Source organism: Metabacillus idriensis (genome assembly GCF_009674765.1).
In the GTDB taxonomy this organism is placed as follows: Bacteria; Bacillota; Bacilli; order Bacillales; family Bacillaceae; genus Bacillus_P; species Bacillus_P idriensis.
In genome coordinates, this window is record NZ_WKKF01000001.1 from 223,852 (window position 1) to 248,658 (window position 24,807).

At 41.4% G+C, this 24,807-nt stretch carries 21 protein-coding genes; 19 read left to right on the plus strand and 2 right to left on the minus strand.

The window, feature by feature from the left end; all coding sequences use genetic code 11:
* The first annotated feature begins 360 nt into the window (after positions 1-360).
* The 12 genes from GJU41_RS01165 to GJU41_RS01220 all read left to right on the plus strand — a co-directional run bounded on the left by GJU41_RS01165 (position 361) and on the right by GJU41_RS01220 (position 13,343).
* Positions 361-1,227, plus strand: coding sequence for a Cof-type HAD-IIB family hydrolase (locus GJU41_RS01165; protein ID WP_070879376.1), 867 nt, complete (start codon positions 361-363; stop codon positions 1,225-1,227).
* Positions 1,228-1,723: 496 nt separating this feature from the next.
* The gene (locus GJU41_RS01170; RefSeq protein ID WP_070879377.1) at positions 1,724-2,662 is read left to right on the plus strand and encodes an FkbM family methyltransferase; all 939 of its coding nucleotides are present in this window, start codon (positions 1,724-1,726) and stop codon (positions 2,660-2,662) included.
* Positions 2,663-2,955: 293 nt separating this feature from the next.
* Positions 2,956-3,435 (plus strand): hypothetical protein, encoded by a 480-nt coding sequence (locus GJU41_RS01175; protein WP_070879378.1) that lies wholly within the window; start codon positions 2,956-2,958, stop codon positions 3,433-3,435.
* A 107-nt stretch (positions 3,436-3,542) separates the two neighbouring features.
* Positions 3,543-4,271, plus strand: a complete 729-nt coding sequence (locus tag GJU41_RS01180) for a Cof-type HAD-IIB family hydrolase (RefSeq protein ID WP_070879379.1) — start codon at positions 3,543-3,545, stop codon at positions 4,269-4,271.
* A gap of 424 nt (positions 4,272-4,695) precedes the next feature.
* Positions 4,696-6,189: a coproporphyrinogen III oxidase gene (locus GJU41_RS01185; protein ID WP_070879380.1), complete on the plus strand. Its 1,494-nt coding sequence runs from the start codon at positions 4,696-4,698 to the stop codon at positions 6,187-6,189.
* A 167-nt stretch (positions 6,190-6,356) separates the two neighbouring features.
* Complete coding sequence (locus tag GJU41_RS01190) at positions 6,357-6,845, plus strand: hypothetical protein (protein WP_154317863.1); 489 nt, start codon at positions 6,357-6,359, stop codon at positions 6,843-6,845.
* Positions 6,846-6,989: 144 nt separating this feature from the next.
* Complete coding sequence (locus tag GJU41_RS01195) at positions 6,990-7,451, plus strand: GyrI-like domain-containing protein (RefSeq protein WP_070879382.1); 462 nt, start codon at positions 6,990-6,992, stop codon at positions 7,449-7,451.
* 264 nt (positions 7,452-7,715) lie between these two features.
* Positions 7,716-9,275: a fatty acid--CoA ligase gene (locus GJU41_RS01200; protein WP_070879383.1), complete on the plus strand. Its 1,560-nt coding sequence runs from the start codon at positions 7,716-7,718 to the stop codon at positions 9,273-9,275.
* Positions 9,276-9,294: 19 nt separating this feature from the next.
* The gene (locus tag GJU41_RS01205; RefSeq protein WP_070879384.1) at positions 9,295-10,443 is read left to right on the plus strand and encodes an acyl-CoA dehydrogenase family protein; all 1,149 of its coding nucleotides are present in this window, start codon (positions 9,295-9,297) and stop codon (positions 10,441-10,443) included.
* Between the two features lie 35 nt (positions 10,444-10,478).
* On the plus strand, positions 10,479-11,342 hold the full coding sequence (locus GJU41_RS01210; protein ID WP_070879385.1) for a 3-hydroxyacyl-CoA dehydrogenase family protein: 864 nt from the start codon (positions 10,479-10,481) through the stop codon (positions 11,340-11,342).
* Positions 11,339-12,490 (plus strand): thiolase family protein, encoded by a 1,152-nt coding sequence (locus tag GJU41_RS01215; protein WP_070879386.1) that lies wholly within the window; start codon positions 11,339-11,341, stop codon positions 12,488-12,490. The genes GJU41_RS01210 and GJU41_RS01215 overlap by 4 nt, the downstream gene beginning before the upstream one ends.
* Before the next feature lie 76 nt (positions 12,491-12,566).
* Entirely contained in the window at positions 12,567-13,343 is a 777-nt protein-coding gene (locus tag GJU41_RS01220; RefSeq protein ID WP_139149180.1) for an enoyl-CoA hydratase, read from the plus strand.
* 397 nt (positions 13,344-13,740) lie between these two features.
* Here the strand turns inward: GJU41_RS01220 and GJU41_RS01225 are convergent, their stop codons facing one another.
* Positions 13,741-13,926 (minus strand): YhzD family protein, encoded by a 186-nt coding sequence (locus GJU41_RS01225; protein WP_154317864.1) that lies wholly within the window; start codon positions 13,924-13,926, stop codon positions 13,741-13,743.
* Between the two features lie 139 nt (positions 13,927-14,065).
* Between GJU41_RS01225 and GJU41_RS01230 the strand changes: the two genes are divergently transcribed.
* The 7 genes from GJU41_RS01230 to GJU41_RS01260 all read left to right on the plus strand — a co-directional run bounded on the left by GJU41_RS01230 (position 14,066) and on the right by GJU41_RS01260 (position 23,761).
* A complete protein-coding gene (locus tag GJU41_RS01230; protein WP_070879389.1) occupies positions 14,066-14,965 on the plus strand; it encodes an ABC transporter ATP-binding protein in 900 nt (299 codons plus the stop codon).
* A complete protein-coding gene (locus GJU41_RS01235) occupies positions 14,958-16,217 on the plus strand; it encodes an ABC transporter permease (RefSeq protein ID WP_070879390.1) in 1,260 nt (419 codons plus the stop codon). Before GJU41_RS01230 ends, GJU41_RS01235 begins: the two co-directional genes overlap by 8 nt.
* A gap of 516 nt (positions 16,218-16,733) precedes the next feature.
* Positions 16,734-17,963, plus strand: a complete 1,230-nt coding sequence (locus GJU41_RS01240; RefSeq protein ID WP_070879391.1) for a metallophosphoesterase family protein — start codon at positions 16,734-16,736, stop codon at positions 17,961-17,963.
* Between the two features lie 9 nt (positions 17,964-17,972).
* Positions 17,973-20,996 (plus strand): ATP-binding protein, encoded by a 3,024-nt coding sequence (locus GJU41_RS01245; RefSeq protein WP_070879392.1) that lies wholly within the window; start codon positions 17,973-17,975, stop codon positions 20,994-20,996.
* A 37-nt stretch (positions 20,997-21,033) separates the two neighbouring features.
* On the plus strand, positions 21,034-22,248 hold the full coding sequence (locus GJU41_RS01250) for an MFS transporter (protein ID WP_154317865.1): 1,215 nt from the start codon (positions 21,034-21,036) through the stop codon (positions 22,246-22,248).
* 76 nt (positions 22,249-22,324) lie between these two features.
* The gene (gene yhaM / locus GJU41_RS01255) at positions 22,325-23,269 is read left to right on the plus strand and encodes a 3'-5' exoribonuclease YhaM (protein ID WP_070879407.1); all 945 of its coding nucleotides are present in this window, start codon (positions 22,325-22,327) and stop codon (positions 23,267-23,269) included.
* 300 nt (positions 23,270-23,569) lie between these two features.
* Positions 23,570-23,761 (plus strand): sporulation YhaL family protein, encoded by a 192-nt coding sequence (locus GJU41_RS01260; protein ID WP_070879394.1) that lies wholly within the window; start codon positions 23,570-23,572, stop codon positions 23,759-23,761.
* A 41-nt stretch (positions 23,762-23,802) separates the two neighbouring features.
* On the opposite strand, the gene GJU41_RS01265 is transcribed toward GJU41_RS01260, so the two are convergent.
* Entirely contained in the window at positions 23,803-24,672 is an 870-nt protein-coding gene (locus GJU41_RS01265; protein ID WP_070879395.1) for a peptidylprolyl isomerase, read from the minus strand.
* Between the last annotated feature and the right edge of the window lie 135 nt (positions 24,673-24,807).

Below are 24,807 nucleotides of genomic sequence, written 5' to 3' on the forward strand. Positions count from 1 at the left end.
ATAAAACGCTTTCATTTTTTTAAGAAAACCCCTTGTCAAATTTAAAATAACTTGCAATAATAAATGTAAGCGTTTTTATTTCACTTATTTTATGGTCTGCTCTGCGATTATGGGGATGATCGCCTGAACCATTCTGTCATCGGAAGCTGCGGGTAACAGTTTTCCGGCACGTTTATTGGGAGAAAGTTAAATACTGGGGTTTTACAATTATAAAAACAGCTCTGTGGCAAAAATCACAGAGCTGTTTTCGTTTTGATTCGAAAATCATGGAAACAGGCTGCGGTGCATTTCGTTCTATTTCAGGATGAAAGGACATATCCTCATATTAGAAATCAGACATCAGCTGAAGGGGGATTCACAGTGATCTACCGACTACTAGCATTAAACATTGACGGAACATTGCTTCGTTCCAACGGTCGACTTCAACCTTCTACAAGGGAAGCGATCCATTATGTTCAAAAAAAGGGAGTATACGTTACTCTCGTTACAAGCCGGCATTTTCAGACGGCCAAAAAACTTGCAAAAGCGCTTAAGATAAACAATATTTTGATTACGCACAGCGGTGCGTTTATTTCTGATAAAGTTGACAGGTCTTTCTATGAAAACAGAATATCAGAGGAAAAAACATTTAACCTCGTTCAGGTGCTCGAAACATTTGATTGCAACGTCCGAATCGTGCATGAACGTTTTTCGCTCGGAAACAGGAAGAAAGTATCCTCAAATATCGTGGGGAAAACATTGTTAAGCCCAACGGATCCGTTGTTTTATCCAGTACAGTTTGTCGATTCGCTTGGAGAAAACTTAAGAGATGAACCGCTCTCAGCCCCCAAAATGGAAGTGTACTTTTCAGAAGAGCACGAATGCCAAGAGGTTGAAAAAGTGCTTTCTGATGCGTTCGAAGGCATTACCATAAGGGTCAAAAACCCAACAGTGCTCGAAATTACTGCAAAAGGTGTATCAAAGGTGAACGGCTTAAGGCTGCTTGGTCAGCATTTAAATATTTTGCCTGAAGAAATGGTCGCTATTGGAGACGCTGATGATGACAAAGAAATGATTGAAATGGCAGGACTTGGAGTAGCGATGGGGAACGCCCCTAATCATGTGAAAAAAGCGGCTGACTGGATTACAAGAAATAACGATGACCAGGGTGTTTCATATATGGTTAAAGAACACTTCAGAAAACAGCATCGCATTGAGTTCTTAGATAAACTGAAGGTTGACCGATAACAGAGGACCACTGGAGCAGCAAAATACAGAATAAAACGGGTACTAAATTGCAAGCCAATTTGTATCCGTTTTTTTGTTGTTTCAGGTGATTAAAGAACTGCTATGATTCCTCAAAGCGCCGAGATGGTGTGAAAAGAGGAACCAAAGCCCCGCTATGATTCCTCAAAGCACCGAGATGGCACGAAAAGAGGAACCAAAGCCCTGCTATGATTCCTCAAAACGTGGAAATGGTGTGAAAAGTGGAAACAAAGACTCGCTATGATTCCTCAAAACGCTGAGATGGCACGAAAAGTGGAAAAGAAGACCCGCTATGATTCCTCAAAGCGCCGAGATGGCTCGTAAAGAGGAATCAAGAACAGGATAAGCTGAATCGTTTAAAAAACCGGAAATCTCCTTTTTTAGCCAATTGTAAATTCTATGTTAATCTATATCCAATTCAAAAGGATTTTTATAGGTTAATAAGAAGATATAAGAATGCTTAAAAAGGAGGACCATCATGATTAACAAAGCAGCTGTAAGAAAGCCGTTTCTTATGAAAATGTGGGAGCAGTACCCTAAGCTTTGGAAAGGGTTAATTGATTTTGGGATACTGATGAAATACAGAACATTGGATATCAGCAAACTTCCGGATAAAATCGTACTGCCGTCTTCAACCGTACTTTATGTTGATTCAAAAGAGAATCGGGGCAGAGCATTGCTGATCAGAGGGGGCGTGACGCAAAAGAGGCTGCTTTCTTTTTGGCAGCAGGCTGTTGAAGCAGTGAAGCCGGACTATATTATTGATATAGGCGTCAACTATGGAGAATGTATTTTCTCAATGATCTATCCGAAACATACAAAGATTTACGGAATTGAAGCTAACCGAAACCTGCTTACATATATCAGCCAATCCCGGGATGCTCATCCGAATCAATCACAAATCAAGATTGTTCATGCCTTTGCTTCTGATTCAGACGGAGAAGAAAAACGGTTTTTCATAGATAACCACTGGTCAGGAACCTCTTCGGCATCTTATATGCCGGCGCATCACATGGTCGACGAGGTTTCCGTACAATCAATTACTGTTGATTCGTTATTTAATAAAAGCATGGAAAATAAAGCGGTTCTTTTTAAAATTGATGTCGAAGGATATGAAGCTTTCGTTTTAAAGGGAATGAGGCAATTATTTGAAAACAGCCGCTCTGTTCTAGGTTTTATCGAGTTCAACAGTGACTATTTTGAAAAATCGGGAGTAGATCCGAATTCCTTTTTTGAGTACCTAAATCAGTATTTTACTATTTATGTTTATAAAGAGAATGATGATATCGTAAAAGTGAAATCGCTGAAAATAGAAGACCTTCATGAAATGTTTGGATCGCACTACGTTCATACAGATTTTATTTTAGCGACAGACGCAGAAATGGCAGATTCATTAACAGGCAATGAAAAGAGCTGAAAGATATAGCTCTTTTTTTTTGTTCAGTGATAAGAAAGTTTGAGCTTCGATGGCGAGCGGAATCGCTCAGGCTCCTCGTCAAGAACGGAACCGCCAGTATTGGAAAAAGCGCCAAGAATTGAGGATATTTATCTGTCATGCCTGTGCTAAACGGACTCTTGCGCTTTTCTTGTAAAGAATGAGAAGGTATTTCCGATTTTATTTAGAACTAATAAGGTATAACTATTTTTTCAGAAATGCACGGATCACTCACAACATTCCTGGGTCAATAACTAAAGAAAGAAGGTAAAGAGATGAAAGGGGACTTCTTCTCAAATTACGAAAAGTACATTATTGTGCCGCTCGAAGATCAAAATGCAAATCGAGAATTTAATCCAGGCGAGTATCAATCGCACTATATCCTTACACTGTCACTTTATGATTCACTCATCACAACTTGGAGTGAAGCGGGCAAATTCGATATAGAAATAGGAATGGGCCTCGAAAAAGTGCTTGAAGACTTTAACCGCAAACACGGAGATAGTTATCATCTGCAAGTTCTGGAGCTGGATTATGAAAAACCATACTTTGTTTTAGCTTTTTCAAGCAAAGTGAAAATTGAAACTGAAGAAGCCGATGACCGGATTTCCTATGTTCTGGAGATCCTGCTTTCAAATCACTTTTATGTCGGGCAAAGCTGGTACAGGCTAATTGGCGATAAAGGGAGAATTAAACGCCAGTTATTCAGCTATTCGATTAAAGAGTACTTTGCAATGGAATCGGCGAATGTTTAATAAATAAAAGACTTTTTTTATGAGTAGCATGAGGCATCGATTTGGTTTATCAGCCTGTAAAATGATATCCTATGTAAAGAGCCGAGAAGGTATAGGAGGATTTTTACATGGAGATTAAACTTATTGCACTTGATATGGATGGAACACTTCTAAACGAAAAAAAAGAAATTTCAGAAGGAAACAGAAAAGCAATCAGAGACGCTGAAGCCCGGGGCATTCACGTCGTCATCAGCACTGGCAGAAGCATGGCAACCCTGAGGGATCTAGCTAAGTCACTGAGCTTATCTTCTTATTTGGTCACTGTAAATGGCAGCGAAATCTGGGACGAGCAAGGTGAACTCGTGGATAGAAATATTGTCCATAATGATTTGATGACTTGGATGTATGATTTATCTAAAACACATAAAACAGGTTACTGGGCAACAAGCACAGAAAGAGTCTTCTTTAATGAAATGCCGGAGGATTTAAGCACATTTCAGTGGCTGAAGTTCGGATTTGAAATTGAAGATGATAAAGCCCGTGAAACCATTTTAAATGAGCTCCGCAGCAGAGGCGAGTTTGAAATCACAAATTCAAGTCCTACAAACCTTGAGGTGAATGCAATTGGAATTAATAAAGCCAAGGGCATTGAGAAGGTATGCGGACTGCTCGGCATTACAATGGAAAACGTGCTTGCCTGCGGCGACAGCATGAATGACCTGGCGATGATTAAAGAAGCCGGTGTTGGTGTTGCAATGGGGAATGCTCAGGACATCGTCAAAGAAGCAGCAGACTGGGTCACTTTGTCCAATGATGAAGACGGGGTTGCTGAAGCAATTAAAAAATATGTGCTGTAAATAGAAGCAGATGGCGTTTTCGCCATCTGTTTTTATATTTTTTTCGAAAAATCGGCTGTTGAGAGTTGGAAGAGTGTTTCCGTGAATTGAATCGTGATTCCTGTAAATAACAAGAATAACTGATTAAATAAGTGAAAGATCGGCGAATAAAAAATTCCAATTGCTGAATTCTTCAAAACGGCTAAATGAACTTGAAAAACCGCTATAAAAAATTATATTTTCGCTAATAAAAGCGTTATTTTTACTGAATTACGTGCTGCTGCTAACCGCGTTTGAGACAGACTCACAATTATTTGCAGGTTTCAGATCACGAATCTGTCTCCCTGAACTGACCGAGCGTCTCTGCTTTTCTAAATTGACCATATGCTCTAGGTTTTGTACACTTAAGGAAGTTTTGAAACTAAAAGAAGATAAGGTGAGAATCTTGCGTTTTACTATAAATGGCATAAACGATGAACGATTTCATCGTCCGCTGCAGTTAATTTCAAATTTGTTTTACGAAGAAACAAAGCTGATGTTTGAAGAAACAGAAGCGGATATCAGCATCGTTTTTCAAATAGAAGAAAAGAATGGAAGCATTAGCGTCCGCGGAACTTTGTCTGATCAAAATGGATATGAGAAGTCGGCTGCGCACGAAAAAGGTATTTCAGATGACCTGAGTGAAAAAGAAGTATTTAAAGCGGTTAAACATACACTCGTATACGTGCATCTGAACCTGCTTCAGGATTACACAGGCATGATTCAGCAGTGGGGGATCTTAACAGGCATCCGTCCGACAAAGCTTCTTCATAAAAAATTGCGTGAGGGCATGTCAAAAGAAGAAGCGCATCAGATGCTGAAGGAAGAATATTTAATTTCAGACGAAAAAATTCAGCTGATGCAGCGGATCGTCGACAGGCAGCTGAGCGTTGTTCCCGATCTGTATGATCTTTCAAAAGAAGTGAGCATTTATATTGGCATCCCGTTCTGTCCGACTAAATGTGCGTACTGCACGTTCCCTGCTTATGCAATCGGCGGTAGACAGGGATCTGTCGATTCGTTTCTCGGCGGGCTGCACTATGAAATCCGTGAGATGGGAAAATGGCTGAAAGAGAAAAACATAAAAATCACGACTGTTTATTACGGCGGAGGCACTCCTACAAGCATTACTGCAGAAGAAATGGATATGCTGTACGAAGAAATGAACGCATCATTCCCGGGTGTAGATAAAATCCGCGAGCTTACAGTAGAAGCAGGCCGTCCGGATACGATTACAGAGGACAAACTGAACGTGTTGAAAAAATGGAATATCGACCGAATCAGCATCAATCCTCAATCTTATATTGATGAAACATTAAAAGCCATCGGCCGTCATCACTCCGTTCAGGAAACCATTGATAAATTCCATTTAGCACGCTCCATGGGCATGAACAATATTAATATGGACTTGATTATTGGATTGCCAGGTGAAGGAATAAAAGAATTTGATTATACTCTATCTGAAACAGAAAAACTGATGCCTGAATCCTTAACGGTTCATACGCTGTCCTTTAAACGTGCATCAGAGATGACAAGAAATAAACAAAAATACAAAGTGGCAGGACGCGAAGAAATCGAAGAAATGATGGACCATGCTGTCAAATGGACAGATGAACACGGCTATACTCCATACTACTTGTACCGTCAAAAAAACATTCTTGGCAATCTGGAAAATGTCGGCTACGCGCTTGAGGGCCAGGACAGCATTTATAACATTATGATCATGGAGGAGCAGCAATCCATCATTGGCATCGGATGCGGCGCTGCCAGCAAATTCATACATCCTGAAACAGGGAAGATTACGCAATTTGCGAATCCAAAGGATCCCAAATCTTATAACGACAGCTTTGAGCATTATACAGAAGCGAAAATTAAGATTCTGGAAGAAATGTTTGTGTGATATTGGTCAGAGAGGCTTTCCCAGAAAAGGGGGAGCTTCTTTTTTATGTTTTTCGTAATAAGCTCACATGTCTTCCTGCGCTATTCAACCACTTAAATAATCCAAGCATCCCCCAACATGAGACAGCTCATGGCTGAATAGCCTAGGGGAGTGAGGAGGTGGGAGAAATGAAAAAACTACTGGGCACCTGTCTGTTTATGTTTCTGTTTTTGCTTTCGGGATGTTCGGAGGATTCTGTACAGGAGGAATTGCTGACCTATGTGAATGAAATCCTGCCTGAGGTTACGGTAAAAGAAACAGCTGCCATCAGCGCATATGACAGTGTGTCCGGCGACAATTACACTAGTGATGAAGTCATGTATTCAGTGATGGTAGATGAAGTTTCGCCAACGTACAATTCCTTTATTGCTGATTTAGAAGACGTTCAGGTCGAATCGGAAAAAATAAAGGCCTTGCATGAAAATTACATTAAAGCAGCCAATATTCAGCATAGTGCTTTTATTTTGATCATTTCAGGGCTTGAAGAACAGGACAGGGGGAAAATTATCGAGGCGAATGATAAGCTTGCGACAGCACGTAAAATGATCAGAGAATTCAGTGATGAGTTAGAAATGCTGGCAGAAGAGAACGATGTTACTCTTGAAAAAGAGTACTAAATTTATGACTTCTTTCAAAAAGAAATAAAGTACAAAATAACCAGTCTACCTAAAAAATGGCTGGTTATTTTTTTTTGGAAGGAATTCATTTAGGTATAACGAAATTGTAATATAGTGGAAAAATAAGTGGCAGGAGGGATAATAATGGATTGTAAGAAGGTTAAGAGAACTTTTAAAGTGGTAGGGATCAAGGGCAGTGGAGCTTTTGACAATTTTGGCATCGATGTTCCAAGTCTTGCCCGGCAATTTCTAACTCGTTTAGATGAACTAGAAAACCGTTCGGGTACTGAAATCGCTCTTTTTGAACCCAAAAGGGATGTTAACCATTTGAGAGGTCACTATTATGTAGGATTAATTGTTCATGAGTCTCTTGAAGCCGTTCCAGACGGGATGGATTATATCGAATTGTCTCAAACCTATGTCACGATTAGAGGAAAAATGAATAATATCGGCAGCCTGCATCACAATTTAGTACAATGGGCAGATGATCATAGTTATAAAAGAGACTTAGAATCTCATATTGTTGAGACTTATCATCCAATGGAAAATGGTGAGGAAGAGGTAGAGATTTATTTACCAATTCAAGTTTATCAATCCAATGTTTAATACCAGCTGTCAGCTTAGGGCGGCTTTTATATTACGGAATAATCATCTTAGGGTTCGGAGGAATTTCTCGAGCCTTTTTTATTTGCAGATGATTAAAAAGCCTCTATAAAAGAACGAATTTTCATAGATATAAAACCTTCTAATGAAAGAATTCAAATAGAATGAAGGAATTTTCTGAAAAAAGATGAATGTTAATAAAGGGATTAAATAATGAAGTATTGCTGCCCTTATTGTAAACGCTTTCTATCTAAAGGAGGAGTTTCTATGTATTCAACGATTGGACGAGTATTTGATTTGACTGCTGAGAAGTACCCTGCAAAGGAAGCCATTTATGATGTCCGGAGAGGCATCAGGTGGACGTATGCCGAGTGGCAAAAAGAAGTGAATAAGCTTGCGAATGCGTTTTTGGAGGCAGGCGTTAAGAAAGGTGACCGGATCTCGACGTATTTATTTAATACGATTGAGCTTGCAACGGCTTATTTTGCCAGTGCTAAAATCGGTGCGGTTATCAATCCAATCAACTTCAGGCTGAAAGCCCAGGAGGTGGCCTACATCTTAAACGATGCAAAGCCTTCCTTAATTCTGTTTGAACGGGCGCTTGAGCAGCAAATCAGCGACATTCAATCGCAGTTTGACGAGATCTCCTTCTGGTTCATCGACGGTGAACCGCCGTCATATGCTTCAAGCTACCATGAGAAAGTTAAGCATACAAGCGACAGGCTCATTGACATGGAAATTACTGAAAATGATCTGTATGCCATCATGTATACGAGCGGGACAACTGGGCGCCCGAAAGGAGTTCTTCATCGTCACCGGGATATGATTGAGCAGAATCATGTTTGTATTGCTGCGAAAAGGCTGACAAAGGATGACCGCGGATTAGTGGCTGCACCGATGTTTCACTGTGCAGAGCTCCACTGCTGTTTCCTCCCGCGAGTACAGGTTGGAGGAAGCAACGTGATTTTGCATCATTTTGAGCCGGAGCTTGTGCTTCAGCTGATCGAAGAAGAGAAAATCACCGTCTTTTTTGGAGCGCCAACGATGTGGAACATGATGCTTCAGGAGAATATTGAAACGTACAATCTGACATCCCTGCGACTTGGCTTGTACGGGGCAGCTCCGATGGCACCGGCTCTAGTCAAGCTCTGCAAGGAAAAGCTGGGCACCGACCTTATTCAGGCTTATGGCATGACAGAAATGGGACCTGCAGTCACTTTCCTGTCAGAAGATGAGCAGCTGACTAAAGTAGGCTCAGCGGGAAAAGTCTGCTTCGGACATGAGCTGCGGATTGTAAAGCCGAATGAGAATGGTTCATCAGAACCTGAAGATATTCTTCAGCCGGGACAGGTTGGTGAAATTATTGTAAAGGGACCTTGTATGATGGCAGGTTATTTCAATATGCAAGAAGCATCAGAAAAAGCGCTGTATAAGGGCTGGTATCATTCAGGCGATTTAGGATATTTGGATCGTGACGGGTTTTTATATGTGGCTGACCGAGTAGACGACATGATTATAAGTGGCGGGGAAAATGTGTATCCGCGAGAAGTTGAGGATGTTTTATTTGAGCATAAAGGCGTACTCGATGCAGCTGTTTTAGGAGAGCCGCACGAGAAATGGGGAGAATGTGTAACAGCCTTTATTGTCAGAAAAGATATGAATCTAACAGAACAGGAGCTTGAGGAATTCTGCAAATCGAGCGATAAGCTTGCGCCATATAAAAGACCGCGCAAATATCACTTTGTAGAGGCGCTGCCTAGAAACGCGAGCGGCAAAATCCAAAAATTTCTTTTAAGGGAGAAGCTCGCAGAACAGCCAAGCGCATAAAACAGGGGGGCTGAGTGAAATGCCGGCAGCATACTTGCAAAAAGAGCATCAAATATTCCGGGAAGCACTAAGAAAATTCCTTCAAAAAGAAGCAGTGCCCTACTATGATCAGTGGGAAAAAGCAGGAATGGTCCCGCGTGAACTTTGGATCAAAATGGGAGAGCAAGGTTTTTTGTGTCCCTGGACGGATGAGAAGTACGGAGGATCCGGCGTAGATTTTGCCTATTCCGTCATTATAAACGAAGAGCTTGAAAAAGTGGGATCCAGCCTGATCGGCATCAGCCTTCATAACGATATCGTCGTGCCGTATTTTGATTCTTACGGAACGGAAAAACTGAAGCAAAGGTTCCTGCCGACTTGTGTGACGGGAGAAACCATTACGGCGATTGCGATGACAGAGCCAGGCGCAGGTTCAGATCTCTCAGCTGTAAAAACGACAGCTATTAAACAAGGGGACTACTATGTATTAAATGGGGAGAAGACATTCATTACAAATGGAATCTGTGCGGATTTAATTGTTGTCGTCTGCAAAACGGACCCAAAGGCGGTGCCTGCACATAAAGGCATCAGCCTTCTGGTCGTTGAAAGAGATACACCTGGCTTTAAAAGAGGCAGAAAGCTTGAAAAAGTAGGCTTGCACGCACAGGATACTGCAGAACTCATTTTTGAGGATGCAAAAGTGCCTGCGGCGAACCTTTTAGGAGAAGAAGGCAAAGGCTTCTATTATTTAATGGATAAGCTGCAGCAGGAGCGTCTCCTTGTAGCAATCGGAGCGCAGACTTCTGCTGAGAGAATGCTTGCTATTGCCAAGCAGTATACGAAGCAAAGAAAAGCGTTTGGAAAATCAATCAGCGATTTTCAGACTGTACAGTTCCGGCTGGCAGAAATGGCAACAGAAATTGAAATTGGACGTACCTTTTTAGATTCTGTCATTGAAGAACATCTGGCAGGGAAAAATGCGGTTACACGTGTTTCCATGGCTAAGTACTGGATTACGGACATGGCTAAAAAAGTGGCGTCAGAGGTTATGCAGCTTCATGGCGGATACGGTTATATGGAAGAATACGAGATTGCCAGACGATATCGGGATATACCTGTTTCGGCCATTTACGCAGGCACAAATGAAATCATGAAAACCATCATCGTGAAAAATTTAGATCTTGCTTAAACCATTCAGCAAAAAATCAAGGGGGATTCACTTCCATGAGCATACAGAAAATAGCTGTTATTGGATCAGGATTAATGGGGAGCGGGATTGCCCAATCCTTTGCGGCAGCAGGAAAAACAGTTTACTTATATGATGTTTCAGAGAAAGCCCTGGAAAAAGCACAAACTGGAATTGATAAAAGCTTATCAAGGTTCGTTAAAGCAGGACATCTTTCAGAATCTGATAAGTCCGCAGCGTTAGAAAAAATCCGTTCTTTTACTGTGCTTGCAGATGCAGTAAATGCTGCAGAGCTGGTTGTTGAAGCAGTTCCCGAAAATCTGGAGCTTAAAAAAGCGATCTTCAAAGAACTTGATGAATTAACGGAAAAAGGGGTTATCCTGGCAACAAATACGTCAGAACTAAGTGTTACATCCATTGCGGCTGCAACAAAAAGACCGGACCAGGTCATTGGCATGCACTGGTTTAATCCGGCCCCTGTTATGAAGCTGATTGAAATTGTAAAGGGAATTGATACATCTGATCAGACAATAGAAGCAATCAGGAAATTATCACAGGAAATCGGGAAAGAAACGGTATTAGTAAAAGATGCACAGGGCTTTGTCACAACAAGAGCGCTGTCTGCCCATATGCTTGAATGCATCCGGATTTACGAAGAAGGAATTGCAAGTGCGGAAGATATCGACAAAGCGGTCAAGCTTGGGCTGAATTATCCGATGGGGCCGCTTGAGCTTGCAGACTTAGTCGGTCTTGATACGATGCTGTTTGTCAGCAATGGGATGGCGGATGCATACGGTGACCGCTTTTTGCCTCCGCAGCTGTTAAGAAAATTAGTTGAAGCAGGACATCACGGACGAAAAACAGGTAAAGGATTTTACACATACGAAGGAGAGAGAAAATGACACGGGAAGTAGTAATTGTTGAAGCGGTAAGAACGGCTGTTGGAAAAAGGAAGGGTGCCTTCAGAGAAGCACATCCCGTTCACCTTGCCGCAGCTGTTTTAAATGAGGTTGTCATAAGGGCAGGTCTGCCGAAAGAGCAGGTTGAGGATGTGGTTATGGGCTGCGTATCCCCAATTGCAGAACAAGGCTTTAATATTGGAAGACTTGCGGTTCTTGAAGCAGGATTTCCTGTAAGCGTGCCTGCCGTTCAAATAAACCGCATGTGCGGATCAGGCCAGCAGGCCATTCATTTTGCCTGTCAGGAAATCAGGTCCGGTGATATGGACATTGTCATTGCAGCGGGTGTAGAGAGCATGACAAAGGTTCCTATCTTAAGCGATGGAAACGACGAAACGATCCCTTCAAGCCTGCATGAAAAATATAACTTTGTTCATCAGGGCATTTCAGCCGAAATGATTGCAGAAAAACATCAGATTACAAGACAGGAGCTTGATGAATACTCGCTGCGAAGCCATAAGCGGGCTTTAGAAGCCATTCAAAAAGGAATTTATCAATCTGAAATTCTGCCGCTTAAAGGACTGAATAAAGAAGGAGAAGAAATTGTCTTTGATCAGGATGAGGGTCCGCGCGCTGATACCTCTCTTGAAGCTTTGGCAAATTTAAAAACGGTGTTCAAAGAAGATGGCGTGGTAACGGCAGGAAACGCAAGTCAAATGAGCGACGGGGCGGCTGCAGTCCTGTTAATGGAAGGCTCCAAAGCACGGGAGCTTGGATTAAAACCAAAGGCAAGAATTGTGTCACAAGCCGTGGTAGGCTCTGATCCAACCTATATGCTTGAAGGAGTCATCCCTGCAACTCAGAAGGTACTGGAGAAAAGCGGGCTGACTGTAAACGATATTGATCTTTTCGAAATCAATGAAGCATTTGCTCCTGTTGTCCTTGCCTGGCAGAAAATGATTGGGGCAGATCCTGAAAAAGTGAATGTAAACGGTGGTGCCATTGCTCTTGGTCATCCACTTGGTGCAACTGGTGCAAAGCTGATGACGAGTCTCGTTAATGAGCTTGAACGCAGGAATGCACGCTATGGACTGCTGACTATATGCATTGGACACGGAATGGCGACAGCGACAATCGTTGAGAGAGTTTAAATTATCTGAAAATAATATCAATTATTTTCAGAACGAGCTATAATAATTAGTGAGGATGGAAATTCAATTTAGGGGGATGGGTATGGAAACTGTTACATATGCGGTACATGGAAGATATGCAACAATTGAAATGAACAGGCCTGATGTTTTAAATGCCATGAATGAACAAATGCTGAGAGAGCTTCTTCAGGCATTGAAGCTTGCTTGTGAAAGTGAAGCGGATATCGTGGTTTTATCTGGCAGCGGTAGAGGTTTTTCAGCTGGAGGGGACATTAAAACGATGCTGAATTCAATTGATAACTCGGGCTTTTCAGGGGTAATGGATTTAATCTCTGAGGTCATCACGACGCTATATACACTGCCTAAGGTAACGGTGAGCGCCATTCACGGACCGGCAGCAGGTTTAGGATTCAGTCTTGCTTTAGCAGCAGACTATGTTGTCGCGCATTCAAGCTCAGTTCTTGCGATGAATTTTATCGGCATCGGGCTTGTACCTGACGGAGGCGGACATTACTTCATGGAAAAACGCTTAGGCGAAGCGAAGGCCAAGCAATTAATCTGGAGCGGGGAAAAGTTAAGTGCAGATGAGGCGTACAAACTTGGTTTAGTTGACTTAGTATGCGACGTTGACTTAAAAGATGCCGTACAATCTCTTGTCAGCGAATGGCTGCAGAAACCTGTAAAAGCGATGATTGCGAGCAAAAATATTTATTCTGCTGTAAAGAAACCAGAGCTCGAAAACATCCTTTCACTTGAAAAAGAAACACAATATAACATGAGACAATCTCAGGATCATCAAGAAGGCATTAATGCGTTTTTAGAAAAAAGAAAACCTCAGTTTACAGGTAAATAAAGAAAAAGCGGTTACCAGTTTATAACCGCTTCAATATTAAAAAGGACGTCCTTAAATGGATGTCCTTTTTGAAAAGATAAGAACGTATAAATATTTGCGCATTGGTGTCTAGCTCCACCTCCTAGCCCCTCGGCCAGAACGGCTCCGGCAAAAAGCGCCTTTTCAGCCGGATCCTTATCTGTCTGCCTTAGTCTGACCAGTCGGTTCCGCTTTTATTGTCGTTTAGGAAATTATAAAAGGAAATAGGTTGTGGATAATGAAATTAAGTTATCTCCGTCCAGCTCCAGCGCCTAGATCCTCGGTCAGAACGAATCCGCCAAAAAAGGCGGGACCCGGACTTTTCTGTCGGATTCTTATCTGCATGTCGGATCTGACCAAGGCGCCTGCGCTTATGTTGTCACCTTTCAAATAAAATCAATTTACCGCTTGCCGATGTGCAGCGGTGCGTTTTTTTTAGAAAGTTTTTTTCTTCAAGCTTTTGCTCGCCGACTTTTTTTGCTTCCTGGTCATTGGCAGCTTCAAAGCCTTCATCCATTAATTTTTCCCCGTCTTTATTAAATGCCGTTAAGTAGTACATGCCCATTTAATAGCCCCCTTTGCATATGAAGTTTAAAAATTTAATAGGCTTATAACTATAATTCTCATCATCTTCACTTTTTCCTGCAAAAAATGAAACATTTGTTTGATGAGTTTCGTACATATGATAGACAGGAGGAATCAGGATGACATTACAATTGGATGGAATTACGAAACGATTTGGGTCACACACAGCCGTAGATCAGCTTTCATTAACGATTCCAGAGAGTGAAATGTTTGGCTTGCTGGGGGCGAATGGTGCTGGAAAAACGACAACTTTCCGGATGATTTTAGGCTTATTAAATCCATCAGCAGGGCAAATTGTATGGGACGGGAAGCCAATCGGATACGATGCGAGTGATGAAATTGGCTATCTTCCGGAAGAAAGAGGGCTTTATCCTAAAGTGAAAGTGCGTGATCAGCTTGTTTATTTAGGGCGGTTAAAAGGGATGAATAAACAGACTGCGCTGGCAGAAATGAATGAATGGCTTGAACGCTTTAAGATTCCGGAATATGCAAACAAGAAAGTAGAGGACCTTTCAAAAGGAAATCAGCAAAAGATTCAATTCATTACAGCAGTCCTGCATCGTCCGAAGCTGCTGATTCTCGATGAACCGTTCAGCGGTCTAGATCCAGTAAATGTAGAACTGCTTAAAACTGCCGTATTGGATTTGAAAAACCGCGGAACATCGATCGTCTTTTCAAGTCACAGAATGGAGCATGTAGAAGAACTGTGTCAGCATTTGTGCATCATGCATAAAGGAAAGCCTGTCGTTCACGGGGCATTAAAGGATATTAAGCGTTCCTTTGGAAGAAAAAATGTGATTGTTCATGCTGATTTTGACTTGGAGTATTTACAGAACTTTGAAGGTGTTACTAAATCTAAGAAAACGTTTGAAGGAATGGACCTGCAGGTTACAGGTGAAGAGGTCTCTCAGAAAATCATGGCTTCTTTGCAGGGCAAAGGATTTGTCCGGAAATTTGAACTCGCAGAGCCCTCTTTGAATGATATTTTCATTGAAAAGGTTGGTGCCGCGTATGAATAAATTTTGGATCATCTTTTGGCATACATATACAAGCAAATTAAAGACAAAATCATTTTTGATTACAACCGGCATAACACTGCTGCTGATCTTTGGGCTGACAAACCTGCAAAATGTGATTGATTTTTTTAATGATGGGGAAAAAGATGCTGTTAAGGTGGCAGTTATTGATCAAACGGAAAATGAAACTATTTATCCTGTGTTTGAGCAGAATGCTTCAGCTATGGATAAGAAACTGCAGCTGAAAAGCGCAGAGAAGTCAGAGGAACAGCTGAAAAAGGATGTCCTTGATGAAAAAATGGAAGGATATTTAATTTTGAGTCTTGACCAAGATGGCTTGCCGCAGGGCTCCTATTATGCAAGGTCCATTGCAAACTCAAGTGTTTCAGAGACAATTGAGCAGGCCTTGCAGCAAACGAAAATAGCAGCAGGTACTGCAAATCTTGGATTGAAAAGTGAACAGCTGAGTCAGTTGTTTGCTCCTTCAGAACTTAAGAAAACGGCCCTGTTGAAAAATGCAAAATCAGAAGAAGAGCTGGATCAGGCAAGAGGGCTGGTCTACGTTCTGCTGTTCATTATTTATTTTTCAGTGATCTTATATGCAAGTATGATTGCGATGGAGGTAGCTGTAGAAAAATCATCACGGGTGATGGAAATTCTCATCAGTTCTGTTTCACCAATTAAGCAAATGTTTGCAAAGCTGCTTGGGATTGGACTAGTGAGCTTAACACAGTTCGGCCTTATTGTACTGGTCGGATACAGCTCGATTAAAGGAAATATGGAAAATACAGCATTGATGGGTGATGGATTCTTCAGTTTCACAGAAGTGCCTGTCGCAACATTGGTTTACGCCGTTGTTTTCTTTATTCTTGGGTACTTTATCTTTGCGACTCTGGCAGCTTTTTTAGGATCGCTTGTCAGCAGAATTGAAGATGTTCAGCAGATGATTGCACCGATGACGTATATTATTGTAGGTGCTTTCATTATCGCGATGTTCGGTCTTGGAAACCCTGAAGCGACGTTCATCACGGTTACATCCTTTATCCCGCTTTTCTCACCAATGATTATGTTCTTGAGAGTCGGCATGCTGAGTGTTCCGGCATGGGAAATTGGACTATCAATCGGCATTTTAGTTATAACCATAATCGCTCTTGCGGTATTAGGTGCTAAAGTATATAAAGGCGGCGTGCTCATGTACGGCAAATCCTCATCTTTTAAGGATGTCAAGAAAGCCTTGCAAATGTCAAAGGATTAATAAGAAGAAGGAAGCAGAGTCGGTGCGGCTCTGTTTTTTTGTTTTGAATGAAGATTTGCAGCAGATCTTATGGCTGTTTCGGCTGAAAAAGGATATTTCAGCGGATAGAAAAGAAAATAGGCGGAATGAGCAAATAAATAAAAGGTGGAAAAACTGTTATTCTATATAATTCTGGCTGGCGATTTTGGTATTTTGTGCTGTCCAGCTCCATCGCCCAACTCCTCGGCCAGAACGGAATCAGCCAGCAAAGGCAAAAAGCGCCTTCACTGGCTGATCCTTATCTGTCTGCCTGCGCTAACCGGGCGATTCCGCATTTCTTGTGTGTGTCTAGCTCCGCCTCCTAGCTCCTCGGCCAGAACGGTTCCGTCTGTAAAGGCAAAAAGCGCCTTTTCAGCCGGATCCTTATCTGTCTGTCGGAGCTAAACAGTCGGTTCCGCATTTCTTGATAGAACGTGCATTCGTATTTCTGAGGTGGTACAATATAGAATAAGAGAGAAGTAAAGGAAGGAAATAAGGATGGAACCTATTCGATTTATTCATGCAGCGGATTTACATATAGACAGCCCGTTTGCCGGAATGCAGCAGCTGCCGGAAACGATTTTTGAAAGGCTGAAGGAAAGCACATTTGCTGCTCTGGACAATTTGATCAAGCTAGCTATCAGCGAACAGGTTGATTTTATATTGATAGCGGGGGATCTATTCGACGGCGAGGACAGGAGCTTAAAAGCACAGCTGAAGTTAAAAAAAGCATTTGAACAGCTTGAGCTGCACGGGATTCATGTATATGTCATACACGGTAATCATGATCACATGAGCGGGAAATGGCTGGAACTTAGCTGGCCGCAAAATGTTCATATTTTTTCAGACAAAGAAGTAGAGTGTAAAACTTTCTGGAAAAACGGAAATACTACCGTCAATTTATATGGATACAGCTATCCGAAGCGAGCTGTTACCCAGAATATGACCCCTTTCTATAAGAAACAAGGTGAGGCGGATTTTACCATTGGACTGCTTCATGGGTCGATTGCGGGCAATACCGACCATGATGCTTATTCCCCTTTCCTGATCAGTGACCTGCTTGAAAAACAGTTTGACTATTGGGCGCTTGGCCATATACATAAACGGATGCAACTTCATGAAAGTGAGCCGCCGATTCTGTATTCAGGCAATATTCAGGGCAGAAACAGAAAAGAAACGGGAGATAAAGGATGCTATCTCGTTGCCATGTCTGAAAGTATCGTGTCTTACACGTTTAAGCCTCTCCATGATGTGAAATGGGAAGAACTTTTAACCCAGATTAAAGAAAGTTTTGAGGAATGGATAGACAGCCTGCATCTTCAGCTTCAGCAGCTTAGAGGTGACGAGCCGCGTGTAGTTACAATTCGTATAAGCGGTACAAGTGAACTGTATGATTCGCTTCAGGAAGAAAATGTGCTTGAAGATTTAATAGATCAATGGAATGAAGATGAGACAGGGCGTGAGAATTTTGTATGGATCTCCTCAATCATCAATGAATCAATGCCTGAGATCAACAAAGAATCACTGCAGCTTGATTCTCATTTTTTAGCTGATTTAACAGAGATTATCAAAAGCTTTGATGATTTTGAGGGCACCGTTTTGCCCCTAAAGCAGAACGCATTATACAGGAAACACATACCTGCCTTTGATGCAGATGAACAGCAGCAGATAGAAAGAGAAGCTGAATACCTGCTGTTTCAGGAACTTTTGAAGCATAGAAGATTGTGAGGTGAAAAAATGAAAATCATTGAACTGAATATCTATGGGTATGGACAATTTAATCACATGAATTTCACCCTTAATCCCCATGCCTTTCAAGTGATTTACGGGAAAAATGAAGCAGGGAAATCTACGATTATGTCATTCATTCAAAGTATCCTATTTGGATTTCCTGCAAAAATTCAACATGAAAACAGGTATGAACCAAAGCAAGTGAAAACATACGGCGGAGCTCTGATTGTTGATACCGAACAATATGGAAAGGTCAAAATTGAGAGATTGCCGGGAAAAGCAACAGGTGAGGTTACGCTGTACTTTGAAAATGGAGAAACAGGCAGCCGGGAAATTCTTGATCAAATGCTGTCTCACTTTGATAAATCGATGTATAAGTCTATTTTTTCATTTGATATCCACGGTATACAGCAGGTAAGCAAAGTTAGTGCTGATGAACTCGGAAAGTTTTTATTGTCATCGGGATTGCTTGGGACAGATGCTCTCTTGCAGACGGAAAATCAACTTTTGAAAAAACAAGAACTGCTCTATAAGCCTAACGGAAAAAAACCAGAAATCAATGCAGCACTAAGCAGACTGAAGACCCTTCATTCTGACATGCTGAAAGCAAAAGAACAGATTCAGCCTTACGCGGAACTTATGAAGGAAAAAGAAATGATTGAACGACAGCTAATGGCAAAAGCAGAAAGCAAGTCTTGGCTTGAAGCAAAATCAAGAAGGCTTGCTGAAATCATCGATGCTCTACCATTATGGATTGAAGAAGAGTCGATCCTTTCTGAATTAACAAAGACAAACCAGTCATTTCCTGCAGATGGATTAAAGCGCATGGATGAGATTGAAGCGAAGGAAGAGCCATTGCTATCTGAAAAGCGGTCTCTAGTAAGATCGCTAGAAGATCATCAGCAAGCAATACATCAAATGAGTGTCAATGAATCGATTCTTTCGCATCAAGCTGAAATCGAGCATCTCAGGGAGACAAACTCCGCCTATCATGCGAAAAAAGATCAGCATCAGCAGTACAGTTTGAAGTACGGGGCACTTTCAAGAAAAATTTCAGAAGAAAAAGAGCGGCTTTTTGCGGTAGATTTAGATGATGAGTCTGTCCTTTCAATAAACACCTCTATAACAGCCAAAGAAGAAATAAGAGAAATCGTGTCGGACTATCAGCAGCTGCAGCAAAGAAAGCAGCTCCTCGATCAGCAGTTTGAACGGGCGAAAGAAAATCTGGAGGAAAGCGAAAACAGATTAACAGATTACGCAAAAGGGCTGCTTGGTGCAGAAGAAAGAAAGCTTCTAGAAGAAAAGCTAAAACAGCAGGAAGCCATGCAGCAGCAAGTGCTGGATGAAAAAAGAGCAGAAGATGAATATCGGAGCAATGAAAAGAAAATAAACGAACAAATCAAGACGAACCAATCAAAAAAGAATCAAATGAACATAATGAAAGCAGCTGCGGCTGTTCTGCTTATTTTGTGTTCCGGCTGGATTATCTATGAGCAGCAATGGCTCATCTTGCTGTTTCTATTAGGCTTGATTGTCCTCGTTTTCTTTTTTATTTTCCAAAATGATAAAGGAGAAGACGCATTTCTGATTCATTTACGTGACAAACAGGATGAATTAAAACGTCAGCTTGAACAGTCAAGAGGTCAAGGTTATACAGATACAGAAGAGCTCAGGGGCATCCTGTGGAAGGATGAACAGCTGATGAGATCTCATGAGCTTGAGCAAGTGACATTTACACAGAATGAAAGAGCTTATCACCGCACAGTCAGCGGTTTTGATGAATGGGAAGAGGACCTTTATCAATTAAACCGAAAAGCTAAAAAAGCGTACAGTGATTTAAGGATGAGCAGTGAATTCTCGCCTCTCGCCCTGCCTGATCTTCTGCAAACATTGTTTCAGCTCCAGAAAGATATTCGAGAGTGCTCTCAAATTGAAGCGAAACTTGCAGAGCTTACTTCGGCACTTTCTGCTTATGAAAAACAGCTTGAACGTGTATGTGAAAAATGCGGATTTGACCAAAAGACTGATTTGAATGAAGGAATGAGGAATTTGTCTGCTGCTTTCCAAGATTCAATGGAAAAGAAGAGCAGGCAGCTTATGTTTTTAGAAAAAATCGCCGATGCCGAACATCGATTAGGAAAAATTGAAGCAGATCTCAGCCTTCTTTCTGAGAAGAAAAAAGAGCTTTTCCATTTATCCAATTCAGCTGATGCCGAAGAGTTCCGTAATAAGGCAGAGGAAGCGAACAACAGAAGATCATTAGAGCAAAAATTAAAATGGATTCAGCAGCAGCTCCAGGCTAAAAAGCATTTGCTCAAAGATGGAAAGCTGGATTTTCTGATTGATTATAAAGAAGAAAAGCTTTTATGTGATAAAGAGCTTAAAGCGGAAATTGAACAGGAAAGCAGCATGCAAAGGAGGCTCTCAGAGCTTGCGGCTGCACTTCAAAATATTGAGGGATCTGGACTTTACTCAGAACTAAAACAGAAGTATGAGCTTGAAAAAGGTGCAGTAAAGCAGCTTGCGCACAAGTGGGCCGTGCTCGCAGCCGCGAAAAACATGCTCAATAAAACGGTGGAATTTAACCGATCGGTCAGACTTCCAAAAGTATTGGAGGAAGCTGAGCACTTTTTTTCGATCATGACGAATCATCAATACAGAAAAATCTTTCTGCCTGATTCAGAACAAACATTACTTGCAGAAAGAGCTGATGGAAACCGGTTTGCAGCAAATGAGCTTTCTCAGGCAACAGCAGAACAATTATATATTTCACTGAGGCTGTCTCTTGCCCGTCATTTGAGCACTGAACAGGGCCTGCCGATTATTATTGATGATGGTTTTGTGAATTTTGATTTTGACCGGACGAAACAAGTGCTGTCATTGCTTGATGAATTTTCAAAGCAGCATCAAATTATTTTCTTTACTTGCCAGGAGCATCTTCTGCCGCTGTTTAAAGAAGAACAAATTCTTGATTTAAAAGCTAAGGAGCAAGCTGCAAAACAAGTATCTATTGGACAGAGATTATTGTAAAATGAACTGACGAAAGGTACCTGAAAGGAAGTAAGGCATGCAGCAAACGACACATGAGAAAAAGCCGCTTGGCAAACCGCTCTTTTTACTGAGCTTTAACTTATTTATAATTATGGTGGGTATCGGCTTAGTCATCCCGATTCTGCCGTTTTATGTTGAAAAATTCGGAGCAGATGCAGCAACACTTGGATTTCTGGTAGCTGTATTTGCATTCATGCAGTTTTTTTTCGCTCCGATATGGGGGCGGTTATCTGACAGAATTGGCAGGAAACCGCTGATAACGCTTGGGCTGTTTGGTTTTGCGATAGCTGAATTTATTTTCGCTTTTGCAACGGATTTATGGATGCTGTTTTTATCAAGGATGATTGCAGGTATATTCGGTGCTGCGATTATGCCTAGCGCAATGGCATACGTTTCTGATGTAACCACACCTGAAAAACGCGGGCAAGGGATGGGTTATTTAGGGGCTGCAATGGGCCTCGGCATTGTAGTTGGCCCGGGAATCGGCGGCTGGCTAGCTGAATTTAGTCTTTCTTTCCCATTTCTATTTGCTGGTATTGCAGCATCACTGGCTGGAATTGTATCGGTCTTCGTTTTGCCGGAGTCCTTGTCAAAAGAAGCGATGGAGAAAACCATTGCTGAAAATGAAAAACGTGAAAATCAATTTGTCTTAATCAAAAAAGCTCTTCAAAGTCCTGTTGGCTTTTTGCTGATCCTTGTCTTTATGATGAGTTTTGCACTAACCATTTTTCAGGCGATCTTTGGTTTCTATACGTTAGAGCGCTTTGGTTACGGGCCGCAGCAAGTCGGTCTGATCATTCTTATAACAGGGATTGTAGGAACGATTACACAAGGAGCTGTTGTTGGAAGGCTTGTGGCTAAATTCGGGGATGAACGGGTTGTGACCTCTGCTCTTTTGCTGAGTTCATTTGGGTTTGTCATCATGACATTTGCGAATTCTTTCGCCACAGTTTTATTGACAACCTCTATCTTCTTTTTAGGAAATTCTATTTTGAGACCTTCTTTAAATACGTTTATCTCAAAATTAGCAGGAAGCAAGCAAGGTATGGTAATGGGGCTTAATAATTCTTTTATGAGTCTTGGAAATGTAGCAGGCCCCATTTTGGCGGGTTACGTTTTTGAATATCAAATCAACCTTCCTTATTATATTGGTGCAGCGGTCATGCTTTCTGCACTGATTTCAACGAAGGTGTGGATTTCAAGGAGACACTATGCAGATGTGTCAGCATAGCTGAAGGCAGGAAAAATAGATGGAAATTATGCTATACTCAGGATAATGAGGCAATTTGGGAGGGACCGTTTTAATGATGACAAAAGGAATTAATCATTACGAGGTAGGCGAGCAAGCAGATGTTTTTCTGCTGGTGAAATCATCGACTAAGGGTATAGCCAGTAACGGAAAACCATTTTTAACATTAATTCTTCAGGATCAATCAGGTGAGATTGAAGCAAAGCTATGGGATGCGGGTCCAGAAGATGAGGTATCCTACAGTTCACAAAGCATTGTTAAGATATATGGTGATATTCATCATTACCGCGGACGTAATCAGCTTAAAATCCGCAATATCCGAACTGCCTCGAGCACAGATAACGTGAAAATTTCTGATTTTCTTGAAACAGCTCCGATCGGACAAGAAGAAATGATGGAAAAAGTCACACAATATATTTTCGAAATGAAAAACCCAAACATTCAGCGCGTAACAAGGTATCTCATGAAAAAGCATCAAAGTGAATTCCTTGAATATCCGGCTGCAACAAAAAATCATCACGAATTTGTTTCCGGATTAGCTTATCATGTTGTTTCCATGCTTGATTTAGCAAAGTCCATTTCAGCTTTATATCCAAGTCTTGATACGGATTTGCTTTATGCAGGAGTCATTCTGCACGATCTTGGGAAGGTAACTGAACTCTCAGGACCTATCGGTACTACTTATACAGTAGAAGGAAACCTGATCGGCCATATTTCCATCATGGTAAATGAAATTGCCAAAGCAGCCGAACATTTAGGTATTGAGGGTGAAGAAATCGTTATTCTTCAGCACCTAGTCCTCAGTCATCATGGAAAAGCAGAGTGGGGAAGCCCTAAGCCTCCGCTGATCAAAGAAGCCGAAATCTTGCATTATATTGATAATCTCGATGCGAAAATGAACATGCTTGACCGTGCTCTAGAGCGAGTGAAGCCGGGCGAGTATACGGAACGTGTTTTTGCACTGGATAATCGATCGTTTTATAAACCTGCGTTTCATCAATAATATTGAAGTCTTCCATTTTGAAATGGAAGGCTTTTTTCGAATTGATTGTTGTTTTTGGTTATCCATACATCCGTGGATCTCCGCAGCAGGCACTTGCTTTCCGCTGGCCGCAGGAGTCAAGTGCCTTCCGCTGTAATCACTATAGATATATATATTCTAAAAGCAACAAACTTTACAAAAAGAGACTTATAGTAAAATGCTTAAATTGGCTGTTTAAGATCTCAAAATTAGATGTATAAATCATGAAACAAGCTCATATAGTGCAGTAAAGGGCTTGTCAATGAAAAGGGGGAAGCGGGAATGATCTTGCTGCCGTGGTGGGTTTACCTCTGCATACTTGGGATTTTATACAGCGGTTACATGGCTTTTTCAACAACAAGGAAAGAGAAGATTGTTGAGGAGGCGTATATAGAAAAAGAGGGCAATGTTTATATTGAAAGAATGCTTAAAGAACGTGAGATCCGCAGAAAAAATCAAGATGATGAAATGTAAAAAACTCCCCCATTTAAATAAAAATGGGGGAGTTTTGCTGTTTATTGTCCTTCAGCAGGAGCTGCAGGAGCTGCTGGCGCTTTGAAAGTATCTTCTAATTCTTTGTCTTTCACCTTTACATCTGCTTCTTTAAGAGCTTTGTCCAATGCTCCCTGAACAGCATCAGGCTGGCTTGTCTTTTGTTTTTTAACATCTGCTTCAAGTTCTTTTTTCATTTCTTCATACGGCTTCACTGTTTTTGTTACTTTAATGATGTGATAGCCGAATTCAGATTTTACAGGCTCGCTTACTTCGCCTTCTTTAAGAGCAAATGCTGCTTTTTCGAATTCAGGAACCATTTGTCCCTCGCCGAACCAGCCTAAATCTCCGCCGTTTTGTCCTGATGGATCTTTAGAAGCTTCCTTTGCTAAATCCTCAAACTTTTCACCTTTATCAAGTCGGGCTTTAATTTCTTTTGCTGTTTTTTCATCTTCAACAAGGATGTGGCTTGCCTGTACTTTGCCTTTTAGGCTTTCGTAGTATTGTTTTGTATCTTCTTCTGTAACTTTCACTTCTTTTTCAGCTGCTTTTTTGCGAAGCAGATCGACTTTTACCATATCTTTAACAGTCTTTTCACCTTGCTGCTGAATGACTGCTTCAAATTGAGGCCCGTATTGCTGAGTTAAGTTGTCAATTTCTTTGTTAACTTCTTCGTCAGAAACTTTGTACTCTTTGCTTAAAACTCTTTCATGTACAAGCTCTGTTAAAACATCTTTTCCGAAGCGGTCTTTCATTGCTTCATAAAATTCGTCTTTTGTTACATTGCCTGCTTTCGTTTCAGCAATGACCTCGGAACCGCTGTCATTATTGCTGCATGCGCCTAGCGCCAAAACACTTGATGCTGCTGCTAATGCAAGAGCAAATCTTTTCATCTGATACAACTCCTACTTCTGTTTAATTTAAAGACTGCCTAATAATTGGAACACTATACCACATTGTGCCATGAACTAAAAAGTTTTGCAATAGGACTAGGGTAATCAGGGCATTCGTCTAGGTCAAAATGAGAA